General features: G+C 68.0%; 22 protein-coding genes and 1 pseudogene. 16 read left to right on the top strand and 7 right to left on the bottom strand.

Annotated features, from left to right (window positions below):
- Positions 1-220: 220 nt before the first annotated feature.
- From bioA to AC07UK_RS28990, 11 genes are all read left to right on the top strand, one after another.
- Entirely contained in the window at positions 221-1,633 is a 1,413-nt protein-coding gene (bioA, locus tag AC07UK_RS29040) for an adenosylmethionine--8-amino-7-oxononanoate transaminase (protein WP_494686964.1), read from the top strand.
- Entirely contained in the window at positions 1,623-2,837 is a 1,215-nt protein-coding gene (gene bioF / locus AC07UK_RS29035) for an 8-amino-7-oxononanoate synthase (protein ID WP_436220612.1), read from the top strand. The genes bioA and bioF overlap by 11 nt, the downstream gene beginning before the upstream one ends.
- Positions 2,834-3,571 carry a dethiobiotin synthase gene (gene bioD, locus AC07UK_RS29030; protein ID WP_436220613.1) on the top strand — a complete coding sequence of 246 codons (738 nt, stop codon included), beginning with the start codon at positions 2,834-2,836 and terminating at the stop codon, positions 3,569-3,571. Before bioF ends, bioD begins: the two co-directional genes overlap by 4 nt.
- 19 nt (positions 3,572-3,590) lie before the next feature.
- The gene (gene bioB / locus AC07UK_RS29025) at positions 3,591-4,622 is read left to right on the top strand and encodes a biotin synthase BioB (protein WP_436220614.1); all 1,032 of its coding nucleotides are present in this window, start codon (positions 3,591-3,593) and stop codon (positions 4,620-4,622) included.
- A gap of 73 nt (positions 4,623-4,695) precedes the next feature.
- The gene (locus AC07UK_RS29020; RefSeq protein WP_436220615.1) at positions 4,696-6,723 is read left to right on the top strand and encodes an acetyl/propionyl/methylcrotonyl-CoA carboxylase subunit alpha; all 2,028 of its coding nucleotides are present in this window, start codon (positions 4,696-4,698) and stop codon (positions 6,721-6,723) included.
- A gap of 108 nt (positions 6,724-6,831) precedes the next feature.
- Entirely contained in the window at positions 6,832-7,773 is a 942-nt protein-coding gene (locus AC07UK_RS29015; protein ID WP_316152379.1) for a 2-hydroxyacid dehydrogenase, read from the top strand.
- 38 nt (positions 7,774-7,811) lie between these two features.
- Positions 7,812-8,747, top strand: coding sequence for a hydroxymethylglutaryl-CoA lyase (locus AC07UK_RS29010; protein WP_436220616.1), 936 nt, complete (start codon positions 7,812-7,814; stop codon positions 8,745-8,747).
- A 41-nt stretch (positions 8,748-8,788) separates the two neighbouring features.
- A complete protein-coding gene (locus tag AC07UK_RS29005; RefSeq protein ID WP_010813275.1) occupies positions 8,789-9,289 on the top strand; it encodes a YbaK/EbsC family protein in 501 nt (166 codons plus the stop codon).
- Positions 9,286-9,714, top strand: coding sequence for a thioesterase family protein (locus AC07UK_RS29000; RefSeq protein ID WP_494686965.1), 429 nt, complete (start codon positions 9,286-9,288; stop codon positions 9,712-9,714). Before AC07UK_RS29005 ends, AC07UK_RS29000 begins: the two co-directional genes overlap by 4 nt.
- A gap of 21 nt (positions 9,715-9,735) precedes the next feature.
- Positions 9,736-9,978, top strand: coding sequence for a DUF1289 domain-containing protein (locus AC07UK_RS28995; protein ID WP_494686966.1), 243 nt, complete (start codon positions 9,736-9,738; stop codon positions 9,976-9,978).
- Positions 9,948-10,904, top strand: a complete 957-nt coding sequence (locus AC07UK_RS28990) for an MBL fold metallo-hydrolase (protein WP_494686967.1) — start codon at positions 9,948-9,950, stop codon at positions 10,902-10,904. The genes AC07UK_RS28995 and AC07UK_RS28990 overlap by 31 nt, the downstream gene beginning before the upstream one ends.
- 22 nt (positions 10,905-10,926) lie before the next feature.
- Here AC07UK_RS28990 and AC07UK_RS28985 read toward each other — a convergent pair whose 3' ends face one another.
- The 6 genes from AC07UK_RS28985 to AC07UK_RS28960 form a co-directional block, all read right to left on the bottom strand.
- Entirely contained in the window at positions 10,927-13,113 is a 2,187-nt protein-coding gene (locus AC07UK_RS28985; RefSeq protein WP_494686968.1) for a TonB-dependent receptor, read from the bottom strand.
- 158 nt (positions 13,114-13,271) lie between these two features.
- Positions 13,272-13,739 (bottom strand): hypothetical protein, encoded by a 468-nt coding sequence (locus AC07UK_RS28980; RefSeq protein ID WP_494686969.1) that lies wholly within the window; start codon positions 13,737-13,739, stop codon positions 13,272-13,274.
- Positions 13,663-14,946 carry a GTP-binding protein gene (locus AC07UK_RS28975; protein WP_494686970.1) on the bottom strand — a complete coding sequence of 428 codons (1,284 nt, stop codon included), beginning with the start codon at positions 14,944-14,946 and terminating at the stop codon, positions 13,663-13,665. The genes AC07UK_RS28980 and AC07UK_RS28975 overlap by 77 nt, the downstream gene beginning before the upstream one ends.
- Positions 14,947-15,178: 232 nt before the next feature.
- Entirely contained in the window at positions 15,179-15,598 is a 420-nt protein-coding gene (gene dksA / locus AC07UK_RS28970) for an RNA polymerase-binding protein DksA (RefSeq protein WP_010813282.1), read from the bottom strand.
- 612 nt (positions 15,599-16,210) lie between these two features.
- On the bottom strand, positions 16,211-17,308 hold the full coding sequence (locus AC07UK_RS28965; RefSeq protein WP_494686971.1) for a CobW family GTP-binding protein: 1,098 nt from the start codon (positions 17,306-17,308) through the stop codon (positions 16,211-16,213).
- Between the two features lie 30 nt (positions 17,309-17,338).
- Positions 17,339-17,875, bottom strand: a complete 537-nt coding sequence (locus AC07UK_RS28960) for a Fur family transcriptional regulator (RefSeq protein ID WP_494686972.1) — start codon at positions 17,873-17,875, stop codon at positions 17,339-17,341.
- Positions 17,876-18,025: 150 nt separating this feature from the next.
- Here AC07UK_RS28960 and AC07UK_RS28955 point away from each other — a divergent pair, with 150 nt between their 5' ends.
- The 4 genes from AC07UK_RS28955 to hslU all read left to right on the top strand — a co-directional run bounded on the left by AC07UK_RS28955 (position 18,026) and on the right by hslU (position 22,355).
- Positions 18,026-18,925 (top strand): alpha/beta fold hydrolase, encoded by a 900-nt coding sequence (locus tag AC07UK_RS28955; protein ID WP_479943925.1) that lies wholly within the window; start codon positions 18,026-18,028, stop codon positions 18,923-18,925.
- 295 nt (positions 18,926-19,220) lie between these two features.
- Positions 19,221-20,207 carry a tripartite tricarboxylate transporter substrate-binding protein gene (locus AC07UK_RS28950; RefSeq protein ID WP_436220626.1) on the top strand — a complete coding sequence of 329 codons (987 nt, stop codon included), beginning with the start codon at positions 19,221-19,223 and terminating at the stop codon, positions 20,205-20,207.
- A 229-nt stretch (positions 20,208-20,436) separates the two neighbouring features.
- Positions 20,437-20,973 (top strand): ATP-dependent protease subunit HslV, encoded by a 537-nt coding sequence (gene hslV, locus AC07UK_RS28945; protein WP_010813287.1) that lies wholly within the window; start codon positions 20,437-20,439, stop codon positions 20,971-20,973.
- A 50-nt stretch (positions 20,974-21,023) separates the two neighbouring features.
- Entirely contained in the window at positions 21,024-22,355 is a 1,332-nt protein-coding gene (hslU, locus tag AC07UK_RS28940) for an ATP-dependent protease ATPase subunit HslU (protein WP_436220627.1), read from the top strand.
- A 654-nt stretch (positions 22,356-23,009) separates the two neighbouring features.
- Here hslU and AC07UK_RS28935 read toward each other — a convergent pair.
- Positions 23,010-24,056 (bottom strand): IS110 family RNA-guided transposase, encoded by a 1,047-nt coding sequence (locus tag AC07UK_RS28935; RefSeq protein ID WP_435384867.1) that lies wholly within the window; start codon positions 24,054-24,056, stop codon positions 23,010-23,012.
- 175 nt (positions 24,057-24,231) lie between these two features.
- Between AC07UK_RS28935 and AC07UK_RS28930 the strand changes: the two are divergent.
- Positions 24,232-24,609 (top strand): annotated as a pseudogene (locus tag AC07UK_RS28930) (group II intron reverse transcriptase/maturase); the annotation flags it as partial.
- Between the last annotated feature and the right edge of the window lie 65 nt (positions 24,610-24,674).

Genomic DNA, 24,674 nt, shown 5'->3' with positions numbered 1-24,674 from the left:
TGCGTGGAGATCGCGGCACGCTAGCGACAAGAACAGCGCTTCACCCCGATAACGTTCGGCAAATCCGGCCAAAGCGCAGCTAACGCAAAAATATCGCCTTCATTGCCAAGCCCGACAAGACATTCCTAACATGACCCTCCCCAACCTGTCCGCCACCGTTGCACTGCCTGGCCTTGCCGGCAGCGGCGCGCGCGCGGACGGTCAACAAAGGAGGGCTATCTTGGATCACCTGTCCCTTTCCCCAGGCAGCGACGCGAAGGCACTCGGCCAGCGCAGCCGCAACGCCGTCTGGCATCCGTGCACGCGGCTGCGCCCCGACGACGGCGCCGTGCCGCTGGCGATCGTGCGCGGCGTTGGCCCGTGGCTGCATGATGCCGACGGCCGCCGTTATTTCGACGCCACCAGTTCGTGGTGGGTCAACCTGTTCGGCCACGCCAACCCGCGCATCAACGCCGCGCTGGCCAGCCAGCTGGAAACGCTGGAGCACGTGATGCTCGCCGGCTGCACCCACGCCCCGGCGGTGGAACTGGCCGAGCGCCTGTCAGCGCTGACCGGCGGCGCGCTCGGCAATGTCTTCTACGCTTCGGACGGCGCCTCGGCGGTCGAGATCGCGCTGAAGATGAGCTTCCACTACTGGCGCAATACCGGCCTGCCGGCCAAGCGCGAGTTCGTCTGCCTGCGCCACGGCTACCACGGCGAGACCGTGGGCGCGCTCGCGGTGACCGATGTGGAAGTCTTCCGCGATGCCTATGATCCGCTGATCCGCCGAGCACACGTGGTGATGTCGCCCGACGCGCGCCAGGCCGCACCCGGCGAGAGCGCTGCGGACGTGGCTGCCCGCGCCCTGGTGGAGCTGGAAACCCTGCTGCGCGAGCGCGCCGGCCAGATCGCCGCGCTGATCGTCGAGCCGCTGGTGCAGGGCGCCGCCGGCATGGCGATGTACGACCCGTCGTATCTGGATGGCGCGCGCGCACTGTGCGACCGCTACCGGATCCACCTGATCGCCGACGAGATCGCGGTGGGCTGCGGGCGCACCGGCACCTTCTTCGCGTGGGAACAGTCGCGCGCCGGGGAGGTGCCGCTGCCCGCGCACCTGTGGCCCGACTTCCTGTGCCTGTCCAAGGGCATCAGCGGCGGCTACCTGCCGCTGTCGCTGGTGCTGTCGCGCCCGGAGATCCAGCGCGCCTTCGTCGCCGACGAGCTGGCCCGCAGCTTCCTGCATTCGCACTCCTACACCGGCAACCCGCTGGCCTGCCGCGCCGCGCTGGCCACGCTGGACCTGTTCGCGCAGGACGACGTGCTCGCGCGCAACCGCGAGCGCGCGCACTGGCTCGCCGACGGCATGGCCGCGCTGGCCGCCGACGCGCGCCTGCGGCACGTGCGCCAGCGCGGGCTGATCTGGGCCGCCGATGTGCGCGATGACGTCGCCGGCGCCGACTTTGCCGCGCGCTTCCATCAGGCCGCGCGCGAGCGCGAGCTGCTGGTGCGCCCGATCGGCAATACGCTGTACGTGATGCCGCCCTACGTCTTCGATGCCGCGCAGGCACGCTGGCTGGGCGAGCAGATGCTGGCCACGCTCGACGATGTGACCACCGATGTGACTACGGCCCGGGAGGTGCGCCATGCTGCTTGAACAACTGAGGCAGGCCGCCGAACAGCGCCACGCTCTGGCCCTGACGCGCCGCCGCCGCGTTGCCCACACTGCCTGCGCGCCGCACCAGGCCGTGGGCGAGGACGGGTCCGAGCCGGAATCGCTGCTGACCTTCTGCAGCAACGACTACATGGGGCTGGCCAACCACCCGGAAGTGATCGCCGCGCTGGTGGAAGGCGCGCAGCGCTATGGCGCCGGCAGCGGGGCCTCGCACCTGGTCAGCGGGCATTCGCTGGCGCACACCCAGCTGGAAGCGGAACTGGCGCGCTGGCTCGCCCCGCATATCCCGCATGCGCGCACGCTGTATTTCTGCACCGGCTACATGGCCAACATGGCGGTGCTGACCGCGCTGGGCACGGCGGGCGCCACGCTGTTCTGTGAGTCGCTCAATCATGCCTCGCTGATCGATGGGGCGCGGCTCGCGCGTGCCGACGTGCAGCGCTACCCGCATTGCGACACCGCCGCGCTGGAAGCGCTGCTGGCGGCCAGCACCAGCGAGCGCAAGCTGATCGTGACCGACAGCGTGTTCAGCATGGACGGCAACGTCGCGCCGCTGCGCAAGCTGCTGGAACTGGCCGAGCGCCATGATGCCTGGATCATCGTCGATGACGCCCACGGCTTCGGCGTGCTGGGCGAGCAGGGCCACGGCGTGCTGGAAGCGCTGGGACTGTCGTCCGAGCGGCTGATCTATGTCGGCACGCTCGGCAAGGCCGCCGGCGTGGCGGGCGCCTTCGTCGCCGCGCACGAGACCATCATCGAACACCTGGTCAACACCGCGCGGCCCTATATCTACACCACGGCCGCGCCGCCGGCAGTCGCGCATGCGCTGCTGGCCAGCCTGGCGATCCTCGAAGGAGAAGAGGGCAGGCAACGCCGGGCGCAACTGACGCGCTGCATCGGCATGCTGCGCGAGGGGCTGGCCCAGCTGGCTGCCATCGCGGGCTGGACGCTGGGCGACAGCGAGACCGCGATCCAGCCGCTGATCGTCGGCGACAACGGCGCCGCGCTGGCGCTGTCGGCCACGCTGGAGGCGGATGGCATCCGCGTCGGCGCGATCCGGCCGCCGACCGTGCCGGAAGGCACCGCGCGGCTGCGCATCACGCTGTCGGCTGCGCACACCGAAGGCGATGTGCGGCGCCTGCTGGATGCCCTGAGCGCCGCCGTGGCGCAGCGGGAGGTCGCATGAGCACGCGCGCGCCTTTTGCCTGCTTTGTCACCGGCACCGATACCGGCATCGGCAAGACCCACGCCAGCGCCACGCTGCTGCATGCGCTCCATGCCGCCGGCTACCGCACCGCGGGCATGAAGCCCGTGGCCAGCGGCAGTGAGTGGCGCGACGGCCATTGGCACAACGACGACGTGGCGCAGCTGCGCGCCGCCAGCTCGGTGGCGGTGCCGCTGGGCCAGACCTGCCCGTTCCTGCTGCGCACGCCGTGCTCGCCGCACCTGGCCGCCGCGCACGAGGGCGTGCGCATCACGCGCGCGCCGATCCGCACCGCCTTCGATGCGCTGCGCCGCCAGGCAGATGCGGTGGTGGTGGAGGGCGTGGGCGGTTTCAACGTGCCGCTCGACGCAGGCGCGGTGCGCTGGAACACCGCCGACCTGGCGGTAATGCTGGCGGTACCGGTGGTGATGGTGGTCGGCATCCGGCTCGGCTGCCTGAACCACGCCGTGCTGACCGCCGAAGCCATCCGCGCGCGCGGCCTGCCGCTGGCGGGCTGGATTGCCAACCGGGTCGACCCGGACATGCTGCTGGCCGACGAGAACATCGCCACGCTGCACGCGTCGCTGGACGCGCCCTGCCTGGGTGAATTGCCCTGGCAACTGGCGCCCGCCGCTGCCGCCGGCCGGCTCGACCTTGCGCCGCTGTTCGCCGCCGCCACCCAATACCAAGCCGAGGCCGCCGGCCTTGCTGCCTGAACCAGAATTCGCATCGATCATGACTCAAGCTCACACCGCTACCACCGTTACTACCGTTTCCGTCGATTCCCTGCGCCAGAGCGCGCGCTCGCACGCACTGCCCGATGACGCCGCGTGGCGCGTCGATGACGTTGCCGCGCTGTTCGCGCTGCCGTTCAACGACCTGTTGTTCCGCGCCCAGCAAGTGCACCGCGAGCACTTCGACGCCAATACCGTGCAGCTGTCGACGCTGCTGTCGATCAAGACCGGCGGCTGCGAAGAGGATTGCGGCTACTGCCCGCAGAGCGCGCACCACGATGCCGGCGTGAAAGCCGAGAAGCTGATGGCGCTGGACGAGGTGCTGGACGCCGCGCGCGCGGCCAAGGCCAATGGCGCCACCCGCTTCTGCATGGGCGCCGCCTGGCGCAGCCCCAAGGACCGCCACCTGGAGCCGGTGATGGACATGGTGCGCGAAGTGAAGGCGATGGGCCTGGAGACCTGCGTCACGCTGGGCATGCTCAAGGCCGAGCAGGCCCAGCAGCTCAAGGACGCGGGGCTGGACTACTACAACCACAACCTGGATACCTCGCCGGAGTTCTACGGCAAGATCATCACCACGCGCACCTACCAGGACCGGCTCGACACCATCGGCCATGTGCGCGACGCCGGCATCAATGTCTGCTGCGGCGGCATCGTCGGCATGGGCGAGGCGCGCGAAGCGCGTGCCGGCCTGATCGCGCAGCTGGCCAATATGGACCCGTATCCGGAGTCGGTGCCCATCAACAACCTGGTCCAGGTCGAGGGCACGCCGCTGGCGGGCACCGAGGCGCTGGACCCGTTCGAGTTCGTCCGCACCATTGCCGTGGCACGCATCACTATGCCGCGCGCCATGGTGCGCCTGTCCGCCGGCCGCGAGGCCATGGACGAAGCGTTGCAGGCGCTGTGCTTCATGGCCGGCGCCAATTCCATTTTTTACGGCGAAAAGCTGCTGACCACCGGCAACCCGCAGGCCGACCGCGATCGCGCCCTGCTGGCCCGCCTCGATATCCGCGCAGAGGGCCATGCGGGATGACGAGGTAGGAGATAGCCCGCTGGACAGCTCGCCGCCGTAAGATCCCAATCACAGGGATAACGAGGAGGGAGCCATGTTCAACAAGATCCTGATCGCCAACCGCGGTGAAATCGCCTGCCGCGTGGCCGCGACCTGCCGCCGGCTCGGTATCCGCACCGTCGCGGTGTACTCGGATGCCGACGCCGACGCACGCCACGTCGCCTTCTGCGACGAGGCCGTGCATATCGGCGGCGCGGCCGCGCGCGACAGCTACCTGCGCGCGGACCACATCATCGAGATGGCGAAGGAGACCGGCGCCCAGGCCATCCACCCGGGCTACGGCTTTCTGTCCGAGAACGAAGCCTTTGCCGAGGCCTGCGCCGCGGCGGGGCTGGTCTTCATCGGTCCGCCGGCGTCTGCCATCCACGCGATGGGCAGCAAGAGCGCGGCCAAGCAATTGATGGAGAAGGCCGCGGTGCCGCTGGTGCCCGGCTACCACGGCGAGGACCAGGGTCCGGCGCTGCTGCGCCGCGAGGCCGACCGCATCGGTTACCCGGTGCTGCTCAAGGCCAGCGCCGGCGGTGGCGGCAAGGGCATGCGCGTGGTCGAGTCGGGCGACGGCTTCGAGGCCGCGCTGGCCTCGGTCAAGCGCGAGGCGTCGGCCAGCTTCGGCGACGACAAGGTGCTGGTGGAGAAGTACCTGACGCGCCCCCGCCATATCGAGATCCAGGTGTTTGCCGATACCCACGGCAACTGCGTCTACCTGTTCGAGCGCGATTGCTCGGTGCAGCGCCGCCACCAGAAGGTGCTGGAAGAAGCCCCCGCGCCGGGCATGACCGAGGCGCGCCGCCGCGCCATGGGCGAAGCGGCGGTGGCCGCGGCCAAGGCGGTGGGCTATGTCGGCGCCGGCACGGTCGAGTTCATCGCCAACCAGGACGGCTCGTTCTACTTCATGGAGATGAACACGCGCCTGCAGGTGGAGCACCCCGTCACCGAAATGATCACCGGTCAGGACCTGGTCGAATGGCAGCTGCGCGTCGCCGCCGGTGAGCCGCTGCCGCTCACGCAGGACCAGCTGCGCATCGACGGCCATGCGCTGGAAGCGCGTATCTACGCCGAGAACCCCGACAAGCAGTTCCTGCCGTCCACCGGCACGCTGCGCTTCCTGCGCACGCCGCCGGCGGTGCAGTTCATGCGCGGTGAGGATGCGCACGGCCCGGCGGGTATCCGTATCGATGCCGGCGTGCGCGAGGGCGACACCATCAGCCCGTTCTACGACCCGATGATCGCCAAGCTGATCGTCTGGGGCAAGGACCGCGACGAGGCGCTGGCGCGCATGCGCCAGGCGCTGATGGCCTACCACGTGGTGGGGCTGTCGACCAACGTGGCCTTCCTGCAGCGGCTGGTGTCGTCCCAGGCGTTCCGCACCGCCGATCTCGATACCGGGCTGATCGAGCGCAACGAGAAGGTGTTGTTCCCGCCTCCGGCGCCGGTCGGCCTGGAAGTCATCGCGCTGGCGGTGGCGGCGCTGTTCGACCGCGAGGCCCGCGAGCGCCGCATCGACGCCGCCGACCAGCATTCGCCGTGGACCCATGGTGGCGCGTGGCGGCTGAACGGCGGCGTGTCGCGCACGCTGCGCTTCGGCTATGGCGAGCAGGTGCTGGAGGTGACGCTGAGCACCAATGAGCGCGGCAGCACGCTGATCTATGCGGACCAGGCGGCGCCCTTTGCCTGCACCTGCCAGGCCGACGATATCCGCATCAACCTCGGCACCCGGCGCGCGCACGGGCAGGTGCATGCCGATGGCGAGACTTTCCACGTCTTCTATGCCGGGCGGCATGTGAGCCTGTCCTGGCTCGATCCGCTGGCCCATGCCGGCGAGGCTGAAAGCGAAGGCGGCAAGCTCACTGCGCCGATGCCCGGGAAGGTCATTGCCGTGATGGTCGAGGCTGGCAGCACCGTCACGCGCGGCACGCCGTTGCTGGTGATGGAGGCCATGAAGATGGAGCACACCATCAGCGCACCGGTGGATGGGGTGGTGAGTGAGGTGCTTTACGGGGTGGGGGAGCAGGTTGTGGAGGGGGCGCAGCTTCTGGCGTTCGAGGGGAAGTCGGGGACATGATGCGCGCTAGGGGTGGCAGGGGCGCGGTCACCGTTGCCCCAACCAACCCCACGCCCGTTCCTCTGCCAAAATACGCCTTTACCCCCACCAGAATCCCCTGGAGACAAAATGAAGTTGCAGTTGTACGTCCCCGATGGCCGCTACGACCCCTGGATCGCAGGCTTCGCCGAGGCACTGCCCGAAGCGCAATGTGTGACGTGGGAGGACAGCCGTGGCGAACCGGCCGACTACGCCGTGGTCTGGCGTCCGCCGGTGGAGATGCTGCGTGGCCGTACCGACCTGAAGGCGGTGTTCAACCTGGGCGCCGGCGTCGACGGCATCCTGCGCCTGCGCGATGAAGCCCCTGACGCCTTGCCCGCTGGCGTGCCGATCGTGCGACTCGACGATGCCGGCATGGCCGCGCAGATGGCCGAGTACGTCACCCACGCGGTGCTGCGCTATTTCCGCAAGATGGACGCCTACGAGGCCCAGCAGCGCGCCGGCAACTGGAAGTTCCTGAAGCCGCATCGCCGTGCGGACTTCACCATCGGCGTGATGGGGGTGGGCACGCTCGGCACGCATATCGCGCGCACGCTGGCGGGCTTCGGCTTCCCGGTGCGTGGCTGGAGCCGCACCGCGCGCGCCATCGAAGGCGTGAGCGGCTTCTATGGCGATGCCGGGCAGGCGCCATTCCTCGATGGCCTGCGCGTGCTGGTCAATGTGCTGCCGCTGACGCCGCAGACCGAGAACATCCTTAACGCCGGGCTGTTCGCGCGGCTGGCACAGGGCGCGTATGTGATCAACGTCGCGCGCGGGCAGCATCTGGCTGAGGAAGACCTGCTTGCCGCGGTGCAGTCGGGGCAGATTGCCGGTGCCACGCTCGACGTGTTCCGCACCGAGCCGCTGCCTGCCGAACACCCGTTCTGGCAGGAGCCGCGCATCACCCTCACGCCGCATATCTCTGCGCTGACGCTGCGCGAAGACAGCATCGCGCAGATCGCCGGCAAGATCCGCGCGCTGCGTGCGGGCCAGCCGATCGCGGGCGTGGTCGACGTGCAGCGGGGCTACTGAGCGCCCCGACCAAGACGAACTAGAGACAGGAGACAGCCATGACCATGCCGAACTACGTGAAGATCGTTGAAGTCGGCCCGCGCGACGGCCTGCAGAACGAGAAGGCGATGGTGCCGACCGAGGTCAAGGTCGCGCTGATCAACCAGCTGACCGATGCCGGCTTCGTCAATATCGAGGCCGCGTCGTTCGTGTCGCCCAAGTGGGTGCCGCAGATGGCCGACGGTGCCGACGTGATGGCGCGCATCCAGCGCCGGCCCGGCACGCTGTATTCGGCGCTGACGCCGAACATGAAGGGGTTTGAAGGCGCGATCGACGCCGGTGCCGACGAGGTGGTGATCTTCGGCGCCGCCAGCGAGGCGTTCTCGCAGAAGAACATCAACTGCTCGATCGCCGAGTCGATCGCGCGCTTTGCGCCGGTGGCCGCCGCAGCCAAGGAGAAGGGCGTGCGCCTGCGCGGCAGCATCTCGTGCGCGCTGGGCTGCCCGTACCAGGGCGAGGTGCCGGTGCACGCGGTGGTCGACGTGGTGCGCCGCATGCGCGAGCTGGGCTGCGACGAGATCGACATTGCCGACACCATCGGCGTGGGCACCCCCGTGCGCGTGCAGGAGGTGATGCGCGCCGCGGCGGCGGAGTTTGCGCTGGACCGCCTGTCGGGCCATTTCCACGATACCTACGGGCAGGCGCTGTCCAATATCCTGGCCAGCCTGGAAGTGGGCATCGCGATCTTCCATGCGTCGGTGGCGGGGCTGGGCGGCTGCCCGTACGCCAAGGGCGCGACCGGCAACGTGGCGACCGAGGACGTGCTGTACATGCTGCACGGCATGGGCATCCACACCGGCATCGACCTGGAAGCGGTGGTGCGCACCGGCGACTATATCTCGCAGGCAATCGGCCGCACCAACAGCTCGCGCGTGGGCCGTGCCTTGCTGACCAAGTGGGCCGCCGCCAGCGATGCGGCGCCCGCCTGCGCGTAAGTGCGGATCAGGCGCGGGCCACAGAACAAGGAGAAGAACGCATGACGGTGAATGACGAAGCGCTGCCCGAGTCCGCGCAGCGCGTGGCGGACCTGCTGGCCGGGCTTGGCCATGACCGGCCCGTGGTGATGCTGCCGGCCACCGGCAAGACCTCGGCCGAGGCCGCGGCGGGCCTGGGCTGCAGCGTGGCGGAGATCGCCAAGTCCATCATCTTCCGGCGCGTGGCCGACGATGCGCCAGTGCTGGTGATCGCCAGCGGCAGCAACCGCGTCGACGAGGCCAAGGTGGCCGCGCGCGTGGGCGCGCTGGGCAAGGCCGACGCGCGCTTCGTGCGCGAGAAGACCGGCTATGCCATCGGCGGCGTCTGCCCGATCGGCCATGCGGTGGCGCCGGTGATGCTGCTGGACCAGGACCTGTTCCGCTATGACAGCTTGTGGGCCGCGGCGGGGCATCCCCATGCCGTCTTCAACCTGACGCCGCACCAGTTGCAGCAGATGACGGGCGCCGAAGTGGCCGACGTCGCGGCAGGCTCCGTGGCATGAGTCCCGACCTGCGCCCCGGCCTGACCTTCAGCTGGCAATACACGGTGCCGGCCAAGGCCACAGTGCCGCGCCTGTACGACGATATCCCGGGCTGCCCCGAGATGCCCGACGTGCTGGCCACCGGCTATATGGTCGGCATCATGGAATGTGCCTGCCTGCAGATGCTGCGCGAGCACCTGGACTGGCCGCGCGAGCAGTCGCTCGGCACGCTGGTCAGCTTCTCGCACCTGGCGCCGACGCCGCCGGGCATGACGGTGACGGTCAAGGGCGAACTGGTGGCGGTGGACGGGCGCCGCCTGCGCTTCCAGCTGAGCGCCTGGGACGGCGAGGACAAGATCTCCGAGGGCGTGCATGAGCGCCACCTGATCGACGCCGGCCGCTTCAACCAGAAAGTGGCGGCCAAGGCCGCGCGCGCGGCGGGCTGAGTGGCGAGCGAGCACAACGCCATGGCCCCCACGCCTGCCTTGCTGGCCGCGCAGGCCGACGCCGCGCTGCGGGCCTCGCCGGTGCCGTCGCCATGCCGCAACGTCTGCCGCATGGATCCGGCCACCGGCTACTGCGCCGGCTGCCTGCGCACCATCGAAGAGATTGCCGGCTGGTCGTCCGCCGGCGACGAAGACAAGCGCCGCATCTGGGCGCAACTGCCGCAGCGCGCCGCATGGCTGGCAGGCGAGGAGACATCCCCTTGAGCGAACGCCTGCTCCCGCAGTTGCCGGCCACCATGCGCGTGTTCGAGCGCGGCTGGCTGTCGGCCAACAATATCCTGTTCGTTGAGGGCGACGATACGGTGCTGGTCGATACCGGCTACGTCACCCACGCGCCGCAGACGGTGGCGCTGGTGGCGGCGGCCTTGCAGGGCAGGCCGCTCACGCGCGTGATCAATACCCATCTCCACTCCGACCACTGCGGCGGCAATGCCGCGCTGCAGGCGCGCTGGCAGCCGCGCACCGCGATCCCCGCGGCCGAGGCCGCAGCCGTTGCCGCGTGGGACACGGAAGCGCTCAGCTACAACGCCACCGGCCAGCAGTGCGACCGCTTCACCTTCGACAGCGTGCTGAATGATGGCGACAGGCTGCGCCTCGGCGGCATCGACTGGCAAGTCGTGGCCGCCCCTGGCCATGACCCGCACGCGGTGATGCTGTTCGCGCCGGCCGAGCGCATCCTGGTTTCCGGCGATGCGCTGTGGGAGAACGGCTTCGGCGTGATCTTCCCCGAGCTGGATGGCGAGAGCGGCTTTGCCGAGCAGGCGGCGGTGCTGGAACGCATCGCGCAACTGGACGCGCGGCTGGTGATCCCGGGCCACGGCCGGATGTTTGCCGACGTGGCGGCGGCGGTCGAACGCGCCCAGGGGCGCCTGGCCTATCTGGGCGCCGATCCGGCGCGCAATGCCAGCCATGCGGTCAAGGTGCTGGTCAAGTTCAAGCTGCTGGAGCAGCAGCGCATGGCCCAGGACGCGCTGGCGGCATGGATGGAAGCCGCGCCGCTGATGGTGCGCATCCGCCAGCGCTTTATGCCGGGGCTGGCGATGGCCGAGATCTGCGCGCAGACGGTGCGCGCGCTGGTGGGGGTGAAGGCGCTGGCGGTGGAGGGGGAGTGGGTGGTGAACCGGGATTGATTCACCACGCCTGCCCGCGTCCTCAGAACGACGTCCTGAACCCCACCTTGACACTGCGCCCGGCCAGCGGCGCGATATCACGCAGGATCGACGCCGAGTTGCGCGCATCCTGGTTGGTCAGGTTGTCGCCGCGCAGGTACACCAGCGTCTGCGTGCCCGACACCTTGAACTTGTAGGTCAGCGCCAGGCTCAGCAGCGTATAGGCATCGGTCGGCGTGTCGTTGGTTGGCACGCGGGTTTGCTTGGCGGCGTAGGTCACATCCACGCGCGCGCCCCACGGGCCCGCGCCATACACCAGCGCGCCACCCAGGCGCAGCGGTGCCAGGCGCGGCAGCGGTTCGCCGGTGTCGCGGTTCTCGCCGCGCACGTAGTCGGCGCGCGCCTCGAAGTCCAGCGTGTCGCTGGTGGTCAGCATCTTCTGCAGCAGCCGCGTCTTGCCTTCGGCCTCGAAGCCATACAGTGTGGCCGGCACACCCAGGTACTGGAACTCCGGCAGCGCACCCGGGCTGCCGGCGGCGACCACGTCGCCCGCCTCGTCACGCGTGCGGCCGGTGGCGTTCAGCGCCAGGTAGTTGGCAAAGCGGCTGTAGTAGCCCGACACGCTGGCGCTGTGCGCGCCGGACTTGAAGCGCACGCCCAGGTCGATCGACGTGGCCCGCTCCTTGTTGGCATTGGGGTCGCCCAGCTCCCAGGCGCCGGTGGCCACGTGGGGGCCATTGGCATACAGCTCGTAGAAGGTCGGCGCGCGCTCGGTGTACGACAGGTTGCTGGTCAGCGACCACAGCGGGTTGACCTTGTAGAGCAGGCCGGCCGAGGCGCTGGTGGCGTTGAAGCTGCGGTTGGCATCGGTAAAGCGGTCGTTGCCGTTGGCGCTGGCCTTGATGCTGCTGTGGTCCAGGCGCCCGCCCAGGTTCAGCTTGAGGTCGCCGGAAGCAGTCAGCGGCAGTTCCTCGAACACGAATAGCGCGGCGTTGTCGGTGTTGGTGCTCGGCACGAAGGCTTCCTCGCCCAGCGCCGAGAAATCGGTGTGGCCGAACTGGGTGCCGATCACCCCGGTCATGTTGCCAATCTTCGCGTGCTTGGCTTCAAGGCGCGCATCCCAGCCGCGGTTCTTGAAGATGGTGCCGGTCTCGCCGCCTTCGATCTCCTTGTGCTCGTAGTCGGTATAGCTGAACTTGCCCTTGACCGATTCGAGCCAGCCGGCGGTGTTGCCGGCCAGGTTGCGCGCCTCGCCTTCCAGCGCAAAGCGGTCCTGCCGCATCTTCAGCCGTACGTCGTCCTCGGCGGGCGTGCCGTACTCATTGCGGTAGGCGCTGTAGTTGGCGCCGACGAAGCCGTCGGCCCAAGTGTAGGAGCCGCCCATCGCGCCGCCTTCCTGCTGCGCGCTGGTGTTGGGCAGGCGGCCATAGGCTTCGGTCTCGCCTGCGGGCAGCGGATCGGCGGTGCGCAGGCGGTCGCTGCGGGCGAAGCCGGGGATGCGCAGGTCGCTGGTCTTGCGCGCGAAGGCGTCGGCGTGGACGGCGAACTTGCCGTTGCCGGCCTCGATCAGCGCGCCGGCGTTGCGCGCCTGGTCGCCGCCCGCGGTGGCGCTGGCATCGACCGCGCCGCCGATGCCTTCGATCGGCTCCTTCGGAATCCGGTTGTCGATCACATTGACCACGCCGCCGATGGCGTTGCCGCCGTACATCAGCGCCGCCGGGCCGCGCACGACCTCGATGCGCTCGGCCACGAGCGGGTCCACCGGCACGGCGTGGTCGTAGGACAGCGTAGACGCGTCGACCGTGGTGCCGCCGTTCTGCAGCACCTTGATGCGGTCGCCGTCCAGGCCGCGGATCACCGGCCGGCTGGCATTGGGCCCGAAGTAGCTGGACGAGACCCCGGGCAGCTTGTCGAGCGTGTCGCCCAGCGTGCTGCCCTGGCGCACGGCCAGGGTGTCGCCGCCGAGCGTCGATACCGGCGCCACCATGTCGTTGAGGTCGCTGCCGAGCGGGTTGGCGGTGACGACGACTTCGCGCAGCGTGGTGCCGGCCGGCGCGGTGGCAGTGGCCGTGGCGGGTGCGCTGTCGGCGGCAGGTGCCGTGGCGGCCTGTGCCAGCGCGGCGGGGGCGACGAAAGCGGTGGCCATGGTGGCGGTGAGGGAAGCGGCAAGGGCCGCCAGCGGGGTCAGGCGCGGTGCGCTGGTTGGTGCGGTGTAACGGTTTTTCGACATGGCGCGCGGAGCGAGGCAATGGCAATCGGCCCGGCTGGCACGGCAGCTGCCCGGCACGGAGCCGGCCACCCGCGATGGGCGTGGCCGCGCAGCCGGAATGGGCAGGCGTTCAGCTCGGAATTGTTCAGCCGGATGCGCGGCGAGGGCCGCGTCCCGGATCAGGCGAGGGCGATGGCCGGCGCCGGCGGCGCGCGCGATTGGAAGGGGTGGGTGGCGGGCAGGTCGGGCCAGCGCCAGGCCAGGTTGGCCGGCTTGACCGGTTTGGCAAAGGCAAGCGGTGGCAGCGGCAGCTTGCCGCACAGGGTGTCGGCAACCGTGGCGCCATCGAACAGCACGCACGAGTGGCCGCTGAACTTCTGCGCCAGCGGGTGCGGCTCGGGGTCGTTGGCGGAGGCCGCGTCGGCCGTTGTCACGGAGGCCGACGGCGCAAGCAGGCCGCCGTGCGCGATGCGGTGGGTCAGCCCGGCGTGCTGCGCCAGCAGCAGGCATAGCGCCAGCCACAGCGCGGACCAGAGGCCCGGGCCGTGCGCGCGCAGGCGGGCGAACCAGTCAGTGCGCATGCGGATGGCCGGCGTGGTTGCCGTGGTGGTGGTCGGGATCGCCGCAGCCGCAATCGTTGTCGCCATGGTCGTGGCCATGGGCATGATCGTGGTCGTCGTCGAAGTCGTCGACCCAGCCGGGGAATGGATCCGCATAGGCCGCCCAGGCTTGTGCGCCCGCGGCCATCTCGGCATCGCTCAGCAGGCAGGCGTCGAGCCGGGCCTGCAGCGCCGCATGGTCCAGGTCCAGGCCGGTCAGCACCAGTTCCTGGCGGCGGTCGCCGAAGGCTGCGGGGGCGCCGTCGACCTGCATGTCGGCTTCGACTTCGGCGCGTTCGGCGGTGTCGGCCGGCCATTCGGCCGGATCCAGCGCGGCCCACCAGGCGCCGGCGCCGCCATGGCGGCAGACGCCGCCGGACTGGTTCCAGTCACCCGCGGTATCCATGCGGCTGGCCAGCCAGAACAGGCCCCTGGAGCGCAGCACGCTGCCGTGCTCGCGCAGCCATTCGGTATGGATCAGGTCGGCGAAGCGTTGCGGATGGAACGGGCGGCGGCGGCGGTAGACCAGCGTGGAGACGCCGCTGGCGTTGGCAGCCGGCGCCTCGCCGCGCAGCGCGGCAAGCCAGCCCGGGGCGTCCGCGGCGGCTTCAAAGTCGAAGCGGCCGGTGCCTTGCACGCGCTCCGGCGGCACCTTGCCGAAGCTGGCTTCGACGATGTCGGCACGCGGGTTCAGCGCCTGCAGTACGGCGTGCAGCCGCGCCAGTTCAGCCGCGCTGGCGAGGTCGGCCTTGTTCAGCACGATCACGTCGCAGCATTCGACCTGCGCCACCAGCACTTCAGCCACGGTCCGGTTATCGTCCGTGGCCGGCGCCAGCCCGCGGTCGGCCAGGAACTCGGCCTCGTTGAGGTCGCGCAGGAAGGTGGCGGCATCGATCACCGTCACCAGCGTGTCGGGTTGCACCGCCGCGCCGGGCCCGGCGCCATGCTCGGCCTCGAACAGAAAGCCTTCGGCAATCGCGAGCGGCTCGTCCAGGCCGTCGGCTTCCATCAGCAGCGCGTCAAAGCGGCCCTCGGCGGCAAGCCGCGCGGCTTCGCCGAGCAGGGCGTCGCCCGCGGGCAGCACCGTGGCCTCGCAGCCGGGCGGCAGCGGCGCCAGCGCCTGCCCGTCCTGCGGCCCGCAGACCAGCACGGCCATGCGCCGGCCCGCGCTGTGCGCGAGCAGGTGGTTCAGCAGCGTGGTCTTGCCGGCGCCGGGGAAGCCGGACAGCACGGTGACAGGCAGGCGATCAGCCATGGCAGGAGAAGTGGAAGTGACGAGGGACTACACAGCCCAGGCGCTGGCTGCGTTGTTGCAACAAGGTTGCGAATTTACCAGAAAGGCCGGGGCGGCAACAGCCGGACGATTCTCAATGGTAGGCCGTGGCGACGGCACGACAAAGCGGACGCGGCCCCGCCAAAGCAAACGGCCCGGGTAACCGGGCCGTCACGTTACGTCTGCCGCACCGGCCGTGCCGGCGCGCGGCGCATCAGTCGCCGAACAGCTTCTGGCGCAGTTCGCGGCGTTGCTGCGCTTCCAGCGACAGCGTGGCCGTGGGACGGGCCAGGAGGCGCGGCACGCCGATCGGCTCGCCGGTTTCCTCGCACCAGCCGTAGTCGCCGGACTCGATGCGCTGCAGCGACTGCTCCACCTTCTTCAGCAGCTTGCGCTCGCGGTCGCGCGTGCGCAGTTCCAGCGCATGCTCTTCCTCGATGGTGGCACGGTCGGCCGGATCCGGCACGATGACCGTTTCGCGCAGGTGTTCCGTGGTCTGGTCAGCGTTCTTCAGGATTTCGTCGCGCAGCTGCTCAAGACGGTGCTTGAAGAAGGCGAGCTGCGCTTCGTTCATGTAATCCTTGTCGCTCATCTTCAGGATTTCAGCTTCAGTCAGAAGTTTGTTGCTGCTCATGGTTGCTGCTGATTCTCTTGTTGATGCGGCCGGCGGCGTCTGGGTCCGCTCGGGTGCGCTGTCCGCGCGCTTGCGCGCCACGGCTGTTTCACTCTGGCTGGCTGCAGTCTTGCTGCTTCGCGGGCCTCCCTTCGTTGCGCCCGCTTCGGCGTTCGCCGTACTGCCGCGGGGAGCGGGCGCGGCCTTCACAGGCTGCGCCTTGAGCGTCTCTGCCGCTGCACTACCTGTCTTGCTGCGGCTTTCTTTCGTCTTCGTTGCGGCTGTCATGGGGACACCTCTCTCTCGCGTCAGTCAGTGACGGCGCGCGTCGGGGCACCCCAGGCGGAAAAAAGGCGGTCTCCGCACGAAGCACTGCGACCGCACCTGCCGGCGGCCTGCCTCATGCTGACGACAACCGCCGCCCTGCAAGTCCACCAGATCCGATGGACCAAATGCCGGCAGCGGGAAAAAGGTGCGCCACCGGTATCAAATCCGGCCTATTGTACTTGAACAAATTTCTCCGAGATACCGGGAAAACCGGCTGGCGCTTCGGTATTTCCCCGGTACCCCGAACGGGGGGCGGCCGCGCAGTGGTGTCTGCAGGGGGCGTCGCCGATGGGGCGACTGGTGCACTCAGGCCAGGCAGTTCTCCAGGCCCTTGAGGATGGCGTCGCGGGGCAGGTCCACGCCGATGAACACCATGCGCGTGCCCGGGGTCTCTTCCTCCCACTTGGCGCCGATGTCGCTGCCCATCAGCTGGTGGACCCCCTGGAACACCACTTTGCGGTCCACACCGTCCATATATAGTACGCCCTTGTAGCGCAGCAGTTTTTCCCCGTACACGGCCAGGATGCCGGACAGGAATTCCTCCAGCTTGCCATAGTGGAAGGGTTTGTCGCTGCGGAAGACGAACGACGCGATGCGGTCGGTATGGTGGTGGTGATGGTGGTGGTCGTGCGCGTGGCCGTGGCCGTGGCCGTGCGCATGGTCGTGCCCGTGGTCATGGCCGCAGTCGTCGCCGCAATGCTCGCCGTGCTCATGGTCATGATCGTGGTCATGATCATGGTCGTCGGCGCGCAGGAATTCCGGGTCGATCTCCAGCTTGGCGTTCAGGTTGAAGCCGCGCAGGTCGAAGATGGTGTCGATCGGCGCCTCGCCGAAGTTGACCAGGCGGATCGGCGCGCGCGGGTTCATGTGCAGCAGGCGGTGGCGCAGATCGGCCACGTCGGCTTCGGTCACCAGGTCGGACTTGGTGATGAAGATGGCGTCGGCAAAGCCTACCTGACGCTGCGCCTCTTCCTGCTTGTCCAGCTGCAGGTGGGCGTGCTTGGCGTCGACCAGCGTGATCACCGCGTCGAGCAGGTAGCGCGAGGCAATTTCCTCGTCCATGAAGAAGGTCTGCGCCACCGGGCCCGGGTTGGCCACGCCGGTGGTCTCGATCACCACGCGGTCGAAGCCGATCTCGCCGGCGTCGCGGCGCGTCAGCAGCGTCGACAGCGCCTGCACCAGGTCGCCGCGGATGGTGCAGCAGATGCAGCCGTTGCTCATCTGCACGATCTGCTCGCGGCCGTCCTGCACCAGGATCTCGTTGTCGATGTTCTCTTCGCCGAACTCGTTCTCGATGACGGCAATCTTCATGCCGTGCTGCTCGTTCAGGATGCGCTTGAGCAGGGTGGTCTTGCCGCTGCCGAGAAAGCCGGTCAGGATCGTGACCGGGGTCAGTTTGGACATTGTTGTTCTCCGGGTATTAGAGATTGCCGTTCAGTGCGAAGCGCCGCCGGGCGAGGCGGGCGCACGCTTGCCGCACTCGGCGCAGACGCCGTTCACGGTCAGTTCGACATGTTCGATGGAAAAGCCGCTGGGCACGCGCGGCGCGGCCGGCTGCACCGGTGCGCTGGCATCGTCCAGGCAGAAGGTGCGGTCGCAGCGGGTGCAGTGGAAATGGCTGTGCTGGCGGTGCTCCTGCGCGCGCGCGGCCTCGTGCTCGACCAGGCTGAAGCGGAATACGCGGTCGTTGCCGGCACGCTTCTGCGCCACGCCCTGTTCCACCAGCCAGTCCAGCACGCGGTAGACGGTGACGCGGTCGATGGTCTCGCCCGCTTCGGGCAGGCGGTCGATCACGGCCTGGTGCGTCAGCGCCTCATCGCTGCCGATCAGGCAGGCCAGGATGCAAAGCCGCGGCTGGGTCACGCGCGCGCCCAGCTGGCGCAGGCGCTCGTGGGCGGCTTCCAGGGACGCAGGGGTGGGGATCGCCGGTTCCGGCACAGCGGCCGGCCGGTCCGGACTGGGACGGGTCATGGGCAGATTTAACCATAGGCCCCCGGTTGATGCAATTCAGTTGCGTCAGCGCGCCGAATGGCGACGCCGGCGCAGCCACGCCGATGGGGCGGTTTGCGCCTATGATCGGCACAGGACAACCCTTAGAACCCCCCAGAGCGGAGACGACCCATGCTGAATGACGCCAGCGCGCTGCTGTTCCCGAACTTCGAAACTTTCCGGCAGCGTGTCGGCGAGGTCGAGATCGCCGGCGTGCGCGGCGGTTCGGGGCCGCCGCTGCTGCTGTTGCACGGGCACCCGCAGAGCCACCTGATCTGGCACCGGGTGGCGCCGGCGCTGGCAGATCACTTCACGGTGATCGCCACCGACCTGCGCGGCTACGGCAGCAGTTCGGCCCCGCCCGGCAATGCCGGCCACGAGCACTACAGCAAGCGCACCATGGCGCAGGACCAGGTGTCGCTGATGGCGGCATTTGGTTTCGAGCACTTTGCGCTGTGCGGCCACGACCGCGGTGCCCGCGTCTCGCACCGGCTGTGCATGGACCATCCGGACGCGGTCAGCCGCGCCATGCTGCTGGACATCGCGCCCACGCTGGCAATGTACGAGCGCACCAGCATGGCCTTTGCCGCCGCCTACTGGCACTGGTTCTTCCTGATCCAGCCGGCGCCGTTCCCCGAGACGCTGATCAACGCCGAGCCCGATTTCTACATCGAGAAGCTGATGGGCCTGCGCCACGCGGGCCTGACGCCCTTCGCCCCCGACGCCATGGCGGCCTACACCGCGGCGATGCGCGACCCGGCGCGCGTGCATGCCATGTGCGAGGACTACCGTGCCGCCGCCACCATCGACCTGGAGCACGACCGCGCCGACCGCGAGGCCGGGCGCCGGCTGGCGCTGCCGCTGCGCGTGCTGTGGGGCGAGCACGGCGTGGTGGCGCGCTGCTTCGAGCCGCTGGCGCTGTGGCAGGAGGTGGCCACCGACATCAGCGGCCAGGCGCTGCCGTGCGGGCACTACATCCCGGAAGAGGCGGCCGAACCGCTGCTTGAGGAAATGCTCGGTTTCTTCCGTTAGGCCGCACCGGGTGTCACAAACGCACGCCTTTGTAGCCGATCTCTGCCATATCTTCCCCGTTTCCCGCCATATGCGGCTGATTGCAGGCGGGTTAGCCCCTATACCTGCGTATTGTCTGGTGTTGCTAACATCAAGGCCCGCCCTTGCCGTTTACGGCAGGGCAGCGGAGCCAGCCGGCATGGTCCAAGAGCGCGGTCACAGAAACCGCGCCAGATGCGCCCCCCGCACAAGCAGGGGCCGGGCCGGCGGCAACGCATTGCAAGACGGGTATTGAAGGGAACCAGGAGAAGAAAGCATGAAACGAGTGGTAAAGATGGTCGCGGGTGCGCTGGCAGTCAGCGCGATGGGCGTGGCGGCGGGCGCGTATGCGCAGGAATTCCCGGGCGGCAAGCCGATTTCGGCCGTGGTGCCGTTCTCCGCGGGCGGCCCGACCGACAAGGTCTCGCGTGAACTGACCGCGATCATGTCCAAGCACCTGGGCTCGACCATCGTGATCGAAAACCTGGGCGGCGCCGGCGGCACCATCGGCGCCAAGAAGGTGGCACAGGCCAAGAACGATGGCCACACCGTGCTGATCCACCATATCGGCATGGCCACGGCCCCGGCGCTGTACCGCAACCTGGGCTTCGATCCGCTCAAGGACTTCGAGATGATCGGCGAAATCGCCGACGTGCCGATGATCCTGGTCGGCAACAAGTCGCTGCCGCCGAACACCTTCAAGGACCTGCTGCCGTACATCAAGGCCAACGCCGGCAAGCTGTCGCTGGCCAACGCCGGCATCGGCTCGGCCTCGCACCTGTGCGGCCTGCTGTTCCAGAGCGCGATCCAGACCGAGCTGACCACCGTGCCGTACAAGGGCGCTGCGCCGGCACTGACCGATATCCTGGGCGGCCAGGTCAACCTGCTGTGCGACCAGACCACCAATCTCGCCGGCCATCTCAAGGCCCATTCGGTCAAGCCGTACGCGGCCATGCAGGCACGCCGCGTGGAAGCGTTCAAGGACGTCCCGACCGCGGCCGAGCAGGGCATGCCGGGCGTGGAAGTGAAGGTCTGGCACGCCATGTACGCGCCCAAGGGCACGCCCAAGCCGGTGATCGACAAGCTGTCGGCGGCGCTGCAAAAGGCCGTGGCCGACCCGGCCTTCCGCGCCAAGATGGCCGAGCTGGGTGCCGAAGCGGTGCCGGCGCAGCGCGCCACGCCGGATTCGCTGCGCAACTACCTGACCGCCGAAATCAACAAGTGGACGCCGGTGATCAAGAAGGCCGGCGTATATGCCGACTGATCAGGTGGCGTGATGCATAAGGCGCGCGGGCCCTGGCCCGCGCGTTGCCGGACAAGGGCCATGCGGCAGCGCATGGCCCTTTTTGTTTTCTGGCGCGACCTCCGGCAGCCTGCCGGCAGGCATCCTATATTGGGTCAGACCGGGCGGCGCTTCCCGGAGCACGCGACAGGCCTTGAAACCGGCCAGGGGCGTCGCCAACTACGGTCCTGACATATTCACGGAAGCCACCATGGAACAGTATCACGGCACTACCATCGTCAGCGTCCGCCGCGGCAATCAGGTCGCACTTGGCGGTGATGGTCAGGTCACGCTCGGCAATATCGTGATGAAGGGCACCGCGCGCAAGGTGCGCCGCATCTACAACGGCAAGGTCCTGGTCGGGTTTGCCGGCAGCACCGCCGACGCCTTCTCGCTGCTGGACCGCTTCGAGGCCAAGCTGGAAAAGTACCAGGGCAACCTGACCCGCGCCGCGGTCGACCTGGCCAAGGACTGGCGTTCGGACCGCGCCCTGCGCCGGCTGGAAGCCATGCTGATCACCGCCGACCGCGACACCACGCTGGTCATTACCGGCAACGGCGACGTGCTCGACCCCGAGGGCGGCATCGCCGCGATCGGCTCGGGTGGCGCGTATGCGCAGTCGGCCGCCAAGGCGCTGGTCGAGAACACCGAAATGGCGCCCAAGGACGTGGTCGAGAAAGCGCTGACCATTGCCGGCGAGCTCTGCATCTACACCAACACCAACTTCGTCATCGAGACGCTGGAATAAGCGCAGGCCGGCCACCGCGCAGGCCGGCGCGCCCCCACTGAACGGATACCATGTCGCACACCATGACCCCGTCGGAAATCGTTTCCGAACTCGACAAGCACATCATCGGCCAGAACAAGGCCAAGAAGGCCGTGGCGGTGGCGCTGCGCAACCGCTGGCGCCGCCAGCAGGTGGCCGAGCCCCTGCGCCAGGAAATCACGCCCAAGAACATCCTGATGATCGGCCCGACCGGCGTCGGCAAGACCGAGATCGCGCGCCGCCTGGCCAAGCTGGCCGACGCGCCCTTCATCAAGATCGAGGCCACCAAGTTCACCGAGGTGGGCTACGTCGGCCGCGATGTCGACACCATCGTGCGCGACCTGGCCGAGATGGCGATCAAGCAGACGCGCGAGTCCGAGATGAAGAAGGTGCGCACCAAGGCCGAGGACGCGGCCGAGGACCGCCTGCTCGACGTACTGCTGCCGCCGGCGCGCGATATCGGCTTCTCACAGCCGGAAGAGAAGGACTCCAACACGCGCCAGGTGTTCCGCAAGAAGCTGCGCGAAGGCTCGCTCGACGACAAGGAAATCGAGCTGGAACTCTCCGCCGGCATGCCGAGCATGGACATCATGGGCCCGCCGGGCATGGAAGACATGACCGAGCAGATCCGCACCATGTTTGCCGGCCTGGGCCAGGGCAAGAAGGCGCGCCGCAAGATGAAGGTCAAGGAAGCCTTCAAGCTGCTGATCGACGAAGAGGCCGCCAAGCTGGTCAATGACGAAGAGCTCAAGCACAAGGCCATCGCCAATGTCGAGCAGAACGGCATCGTGTTCCTGGACGAGATCGACAAGATCGCCAGCCGCAGCGAGATCGGCGGCGGCGAGGTGTCGCGCCAGGGCGTGCAGCGCGACCTGCTGCCGCTGGTTGAGGGCACTACGGTGAGCACCAAGTACGGCATGATCAAGACGGACCACATCCTGTTCATTGCCTCGGGTGCGTTCCACCTGTCCAAGCCGAGCGATCTGATTCCCGAGCTGCAGGGCCGCTTCCCGATCCGGGTCGAGCTGGATTCGCTGTCCGTGCAGGACTTCGAGGCCATCCTGACGCAGACCGATGCCAGCCTGACCAAACAGTACCAGGCGCTGCTGAACACCGAAGAGGTCAGCCTGGTGTTCGCGCCGGACGGCATCCGCCGGCTGGCCGAGATCGCCTTCTCGGTCAACGAGAAGGTCGAGAACATCGGCGCGCGGCGCCTGTACACGGTGATGGAGCGGCTGCTGGAGGACCTGTCTTTCCACGCCACCAGGTCGTCGGGCGAGACTGTGACGATCGATGCGGCGTATGTGGATGAGCGGCTTGGGGATCTGGCTGGCAATGAGGATCTGTCGCGTTACGTGCTGTAAAGGGGCCGGGATACGATGCAAGGCGCACCATGGTGCGCCTTTTTTGTGGTGCGCCCAGCATGGGCGCACTCTTGTGGGTGCAAGTCCCACCGTAAGTTGATCACAGCGAACGAAGCGAAGCGCAACTGCGAAAGGGTGACCGACCGTGGGGAGGAAGCGTGGAGCGAAGCTGCGAGCCGAGGAACACGAACCGGATAGAAGGCGGTGCCAACCAGGACGAGCGGGCCATAAACCGCGAAATTCTTGTGATCAAGGGAAGGTGGCGTAAATCCGGCGGTTGTGCAGCGAAGGAGTGCGTTCTTACCTGGGGAGATCTCGCCTCATGCCTGAAAGGGTAACGGCGTCGAGTCGGAGCGAGAAGTCATGTATGGACGCCCCCGGTTTGCCAAGCTTCGCGCGTCGTCGACGGTGGGGAAGGAGATTGCAGCCATGTATCCGGACTTCGCTCGGGCCACATGCCCGCTGGTCCCTGATGGAATCCGCTGGCCGGCTCCTCTATCAGCAGAGCGCACTCGAGGTGCCCTGACTTCCTGCGGGTTGTGCTGGCCACGGTCTGACCTATCCTGCCATCAATCTGCGTGTCTGCCTGAGCAATCTTTGGGGGGAAGTTCTCCGGGGTCGGGTTGGTTGGATGCGTTTTCTTGTCTGCCGTCGCTACGCGGGTGTGCCGGCCGTTGCTGGCGAGAAGCCTGATTCGTACTCCCGGTCGCATGCAAGCAGTGCCCAGACGATTCGTGCGTTCTTGTTCGCCAGAGCGACGGCAGCGACGTTGAGGTTCCGTCGTCCCAGAAGCTTCTGCAGCCAGGGGTTGCTGCGCTGATCCGGCTTGCTCTGAAACGCCCTGACTGCTGATCGTGCCCCGTGGATGAGTAAGGTTCTCAGATAGGTGTCGCCACGCTTGCTGATGCCGAGTAAGGTCGTCTTGCCGCCGCTGGACGACTGGGCGGGTACGAGGCCCATCCAGGCCGCGAGTTGCCGGCCGTTCTTAAAGTTCTTGGCGTCCCCGACCGTAGCCACGAGTGCGCTCGCGGTAATCGGGCCGATGCCGGGAATCTTCTCGAGCTTGCGACTTGCTTCGCTGTTGCGATGCGATGCCTTGATCTGGGCCTCGAGCTCCGCGACCTGTGTATCGAGTCTGTTGAGGTGATCGAGCAGGCGCTCGATCAACAGCCGGAAACTGCCAGGCAGCTCATTGCTGGCGTCTTCGATAAGTTCGCGCACACGGCCGAGAACGTGGGTCAGGCCCTGCGGGACGACAAGACCGAACTCTGCCAAGAGTCCGCGGATCTGGTTGGCTTGGGCGGTTCGTGCACCGACGAAGCCCTGGCGCACCCGATGCAACGCCAGCACGGCCTGCTGCTCGACGTTCTTAAGAGGCACGAAGCGCATGTTGGGGCGCGCGACCGCTTCGCAGATCGCCTCGGCATCGGCCGCGTCGTTCTTGTTGGTCTTGACGTAGGGCTTGACGAACTGTGGCGCCATCAGCTTGACGGTGTGACCAAATGCCTGCAGCTTGCGCGCCCAGTGGTGGGCTCCGCCGCAAGCTTCCATGCCAATCAGGCACGGAGGCAAATTGGCGAAGAAGGTAACCACTTGGTCGCGCTTGAGCTGCTTCTTCAATACGGTCTTGCCGTGTCCGTTGATGCCGTGAACCTGGAAGAGGTTCTTCGCTAAATCGATACCGACTGTCGTAATTTGCATGGTGGACGCTCCTGTTCGGTTCGGGTGGTGACGTGGGAATCTCCACTCTGGCACAGCGATGCCGTGACGGGTGGGGGCGTCCATCCCATTAGCAGAGGTCGAAGTAGTTGGGGGTAGCGCCGGCAAGGCTCGAATCCGCCGACGAAGGACCGAACGAGAGGGAGTGTTCGAAGCCGTGTCGATGCAACAGGCATTGCGTCAGAAGCCCGCGCGAGCGGGGCGAGCGAGGGAAACGGACGGTGAAGCCGCCCGGGAACTCGCTTGCGACGAAGCCTGCGGCCCGCGACGCGAACCGGAGGACACAGGGTCGGCGCTGCTGGCAGCGGCGCTGACGCGAGAGAACATGAAGCAGGCGTTCAGGCGGGTCCGACGCAACAAAGGCGCCGCTGGCGTGGACGGTCTGGATATTGATCAGACCGCTCGCCATCTGGTGACGGCGTGGCCGGCGATTCGCGAGCAACTGCTCAAGGGGACGTACCGGCCCAGCCCGGTACGGCGGGTCACGATCCCGAAGCCGGACGGAGGCGAGCGAGAGCTTGGCATCCCGACGGTGATTTCATAATGCACCTCTCACAGTTGAATGTTGGAATGTTGCGGCTGAAGATGCCCTGAAGTGCG

The organism is Cupriavidus sp. GW821-FHT07C08, from assembly GCF_059419025.1.
The sequence above is the reverse complement of the archived record's forward strand: the minus strand, read 5'-3'. Positions and strand labels throughout refer to the sequence as shown.

Bases quoted from the DNA above. Each gene is read 5' to 3' on its own strand.
- AC07UK_RS28950 (WP_436220626.1), top strand. From the start codon at position 19,221: ATGAAACGAGTGGTAAAGATGGTCGCGGGTGCGCTGGCAGTCAGCGCG.
- hslV (WP_010813287.1), top strand. From the start codon at position 20,437: ATGGAACAGTATCACGGCACTACCATCGTCAGCGTCCGCCGCGGCAAT.
- AC07UK_RS28955 (WP_479943925.1), top strand. From the start codon at position 18,026: ATGCTGAATGACGCCAGCGCGCTGCTGTTCCCGAACTTCGAAACTTTC.
- bioF (WP_436220612.1), top strand. From the start codon at position 1,623: ATGCTGCTTGAACAACTGAGGCAGGCCGCCGAACAGCGCCACGCTCTG.
- bioB (WP_436220614.1), top strand. From the start codon at position 3,591: ATGACTCAAGCTCACACCGCTACCACCGTTACTACCGTTTCCGTCGAT.
- AC07UK_RS28995 (WP_494686966.1), top strand. From the start codon at position 9,736: ATGGCCCCCACGCCTGCCTTGCTGGCCGCGCAGGCCGACGCCGCGCTG.
- AC07UK_RS29010 (WP_436220616.1), top strand. From the start codon at position 7,812: ATGACCATGCCGAACTACGTGAAGATCGTTGAAGTCGGCCCGCGCGAC.
- AC07UK_RS29020 (WP_436220615.1), top strand. From the start codon at position 4,696: ATGTTCAACAAGATCCTGATCGCCAACCGCGGTGAAATCGCCTGCCGC.
- AC07UK_RS28985 (WP_494686968.1), bottom strand. From the start codon at position 13,113: ATGTCGAAAAACCGTTACACCGCACCAACCAGCGCACCGCGCCTGACC.
- bioD (WP_436220613.1), top strand. From the start codon at position 2,834: ATGAGCACGCGCGCGCCTTTTGCCTGCTTTGTCACCGGCACCGATACC.
- AC07UK_RS28965 (WP_494686971.1), bottom strand. From the start codon at position 17,308: ATGTCCAAACTGACCCCGGTCACGATCCTGACCGGCTTTCTCGGCAGC.
- AC07UK_RS29005 (WP_010813275.1), top strand. From the start codon at position 8,789: ATGACGGTGAATGACGAAGCGCTGCCCGAGTCCGCGCAGCGCGTGGCG.
- AC07UK_RS29000 (WP_494686965.1), top strand. From the start codon at position 9,286: ATGAGTCCCGACCTGCGCCCCGGCCTGACCTTCAGCTGGCAATACACG.
- AC07UK_RS28960 (WP_494686972.1), bottom strand. From the start codon at position 17,875: ATGACCCGTCCCAGTCCGGACCGGCCGGCCGCTGTGCCGGAACCGGCG.
- AC07UK_RS28980 (WP_494686969.1), bottom strand. From the start codon at position 13,739: ATGGCGACAACGATTGCGGCTGCGGCGATCCCGACCACCACCACGGCA.
- hslU (WP_436220627.1), top strand. From the start codon at position 21,024: ATGTCGCACACCATGACCCCGTCGGAAATCGTTTCCGAACTCGACAAG.
- dksA (WP_010813282.1), bottom strand. From the start codon at position 15,598: ATGAGCAGCAACAAACTTCTGACTGAAGCTGAAATCCTGAAGATGAGC.
- AC07UK_RS28990 (WP_494686967.1), top strand. From the start codon at position 9,948: ATGGCTGGCAGGCGAGGAGACATCCCCTTGAGCGAACGCCTGCTCCCG.
- AC07UK_RS28975 (WP_494686970.1), bottom strand. From the start codon at position 14,946: ATGGCTGATCGCCTGCCTGTCACCGTGCTGTCCGGCTTCCCCGGCGCC.
- AC07UK_RS28935 (WP_435384867.1), bottom strand. From the start codon at position 24,056: ATGCAAATTACGACAGTCGGTATCGATTTAGCGAAGAACCTCTTCCAG.
- AC07UK_RS29015 (WP_316152379.1), top strand. From the start codon at position 6,832: ATGAAGTTGCAGTTGTACGTCCCCGATGGCCGCTACGACCCCTGGATC.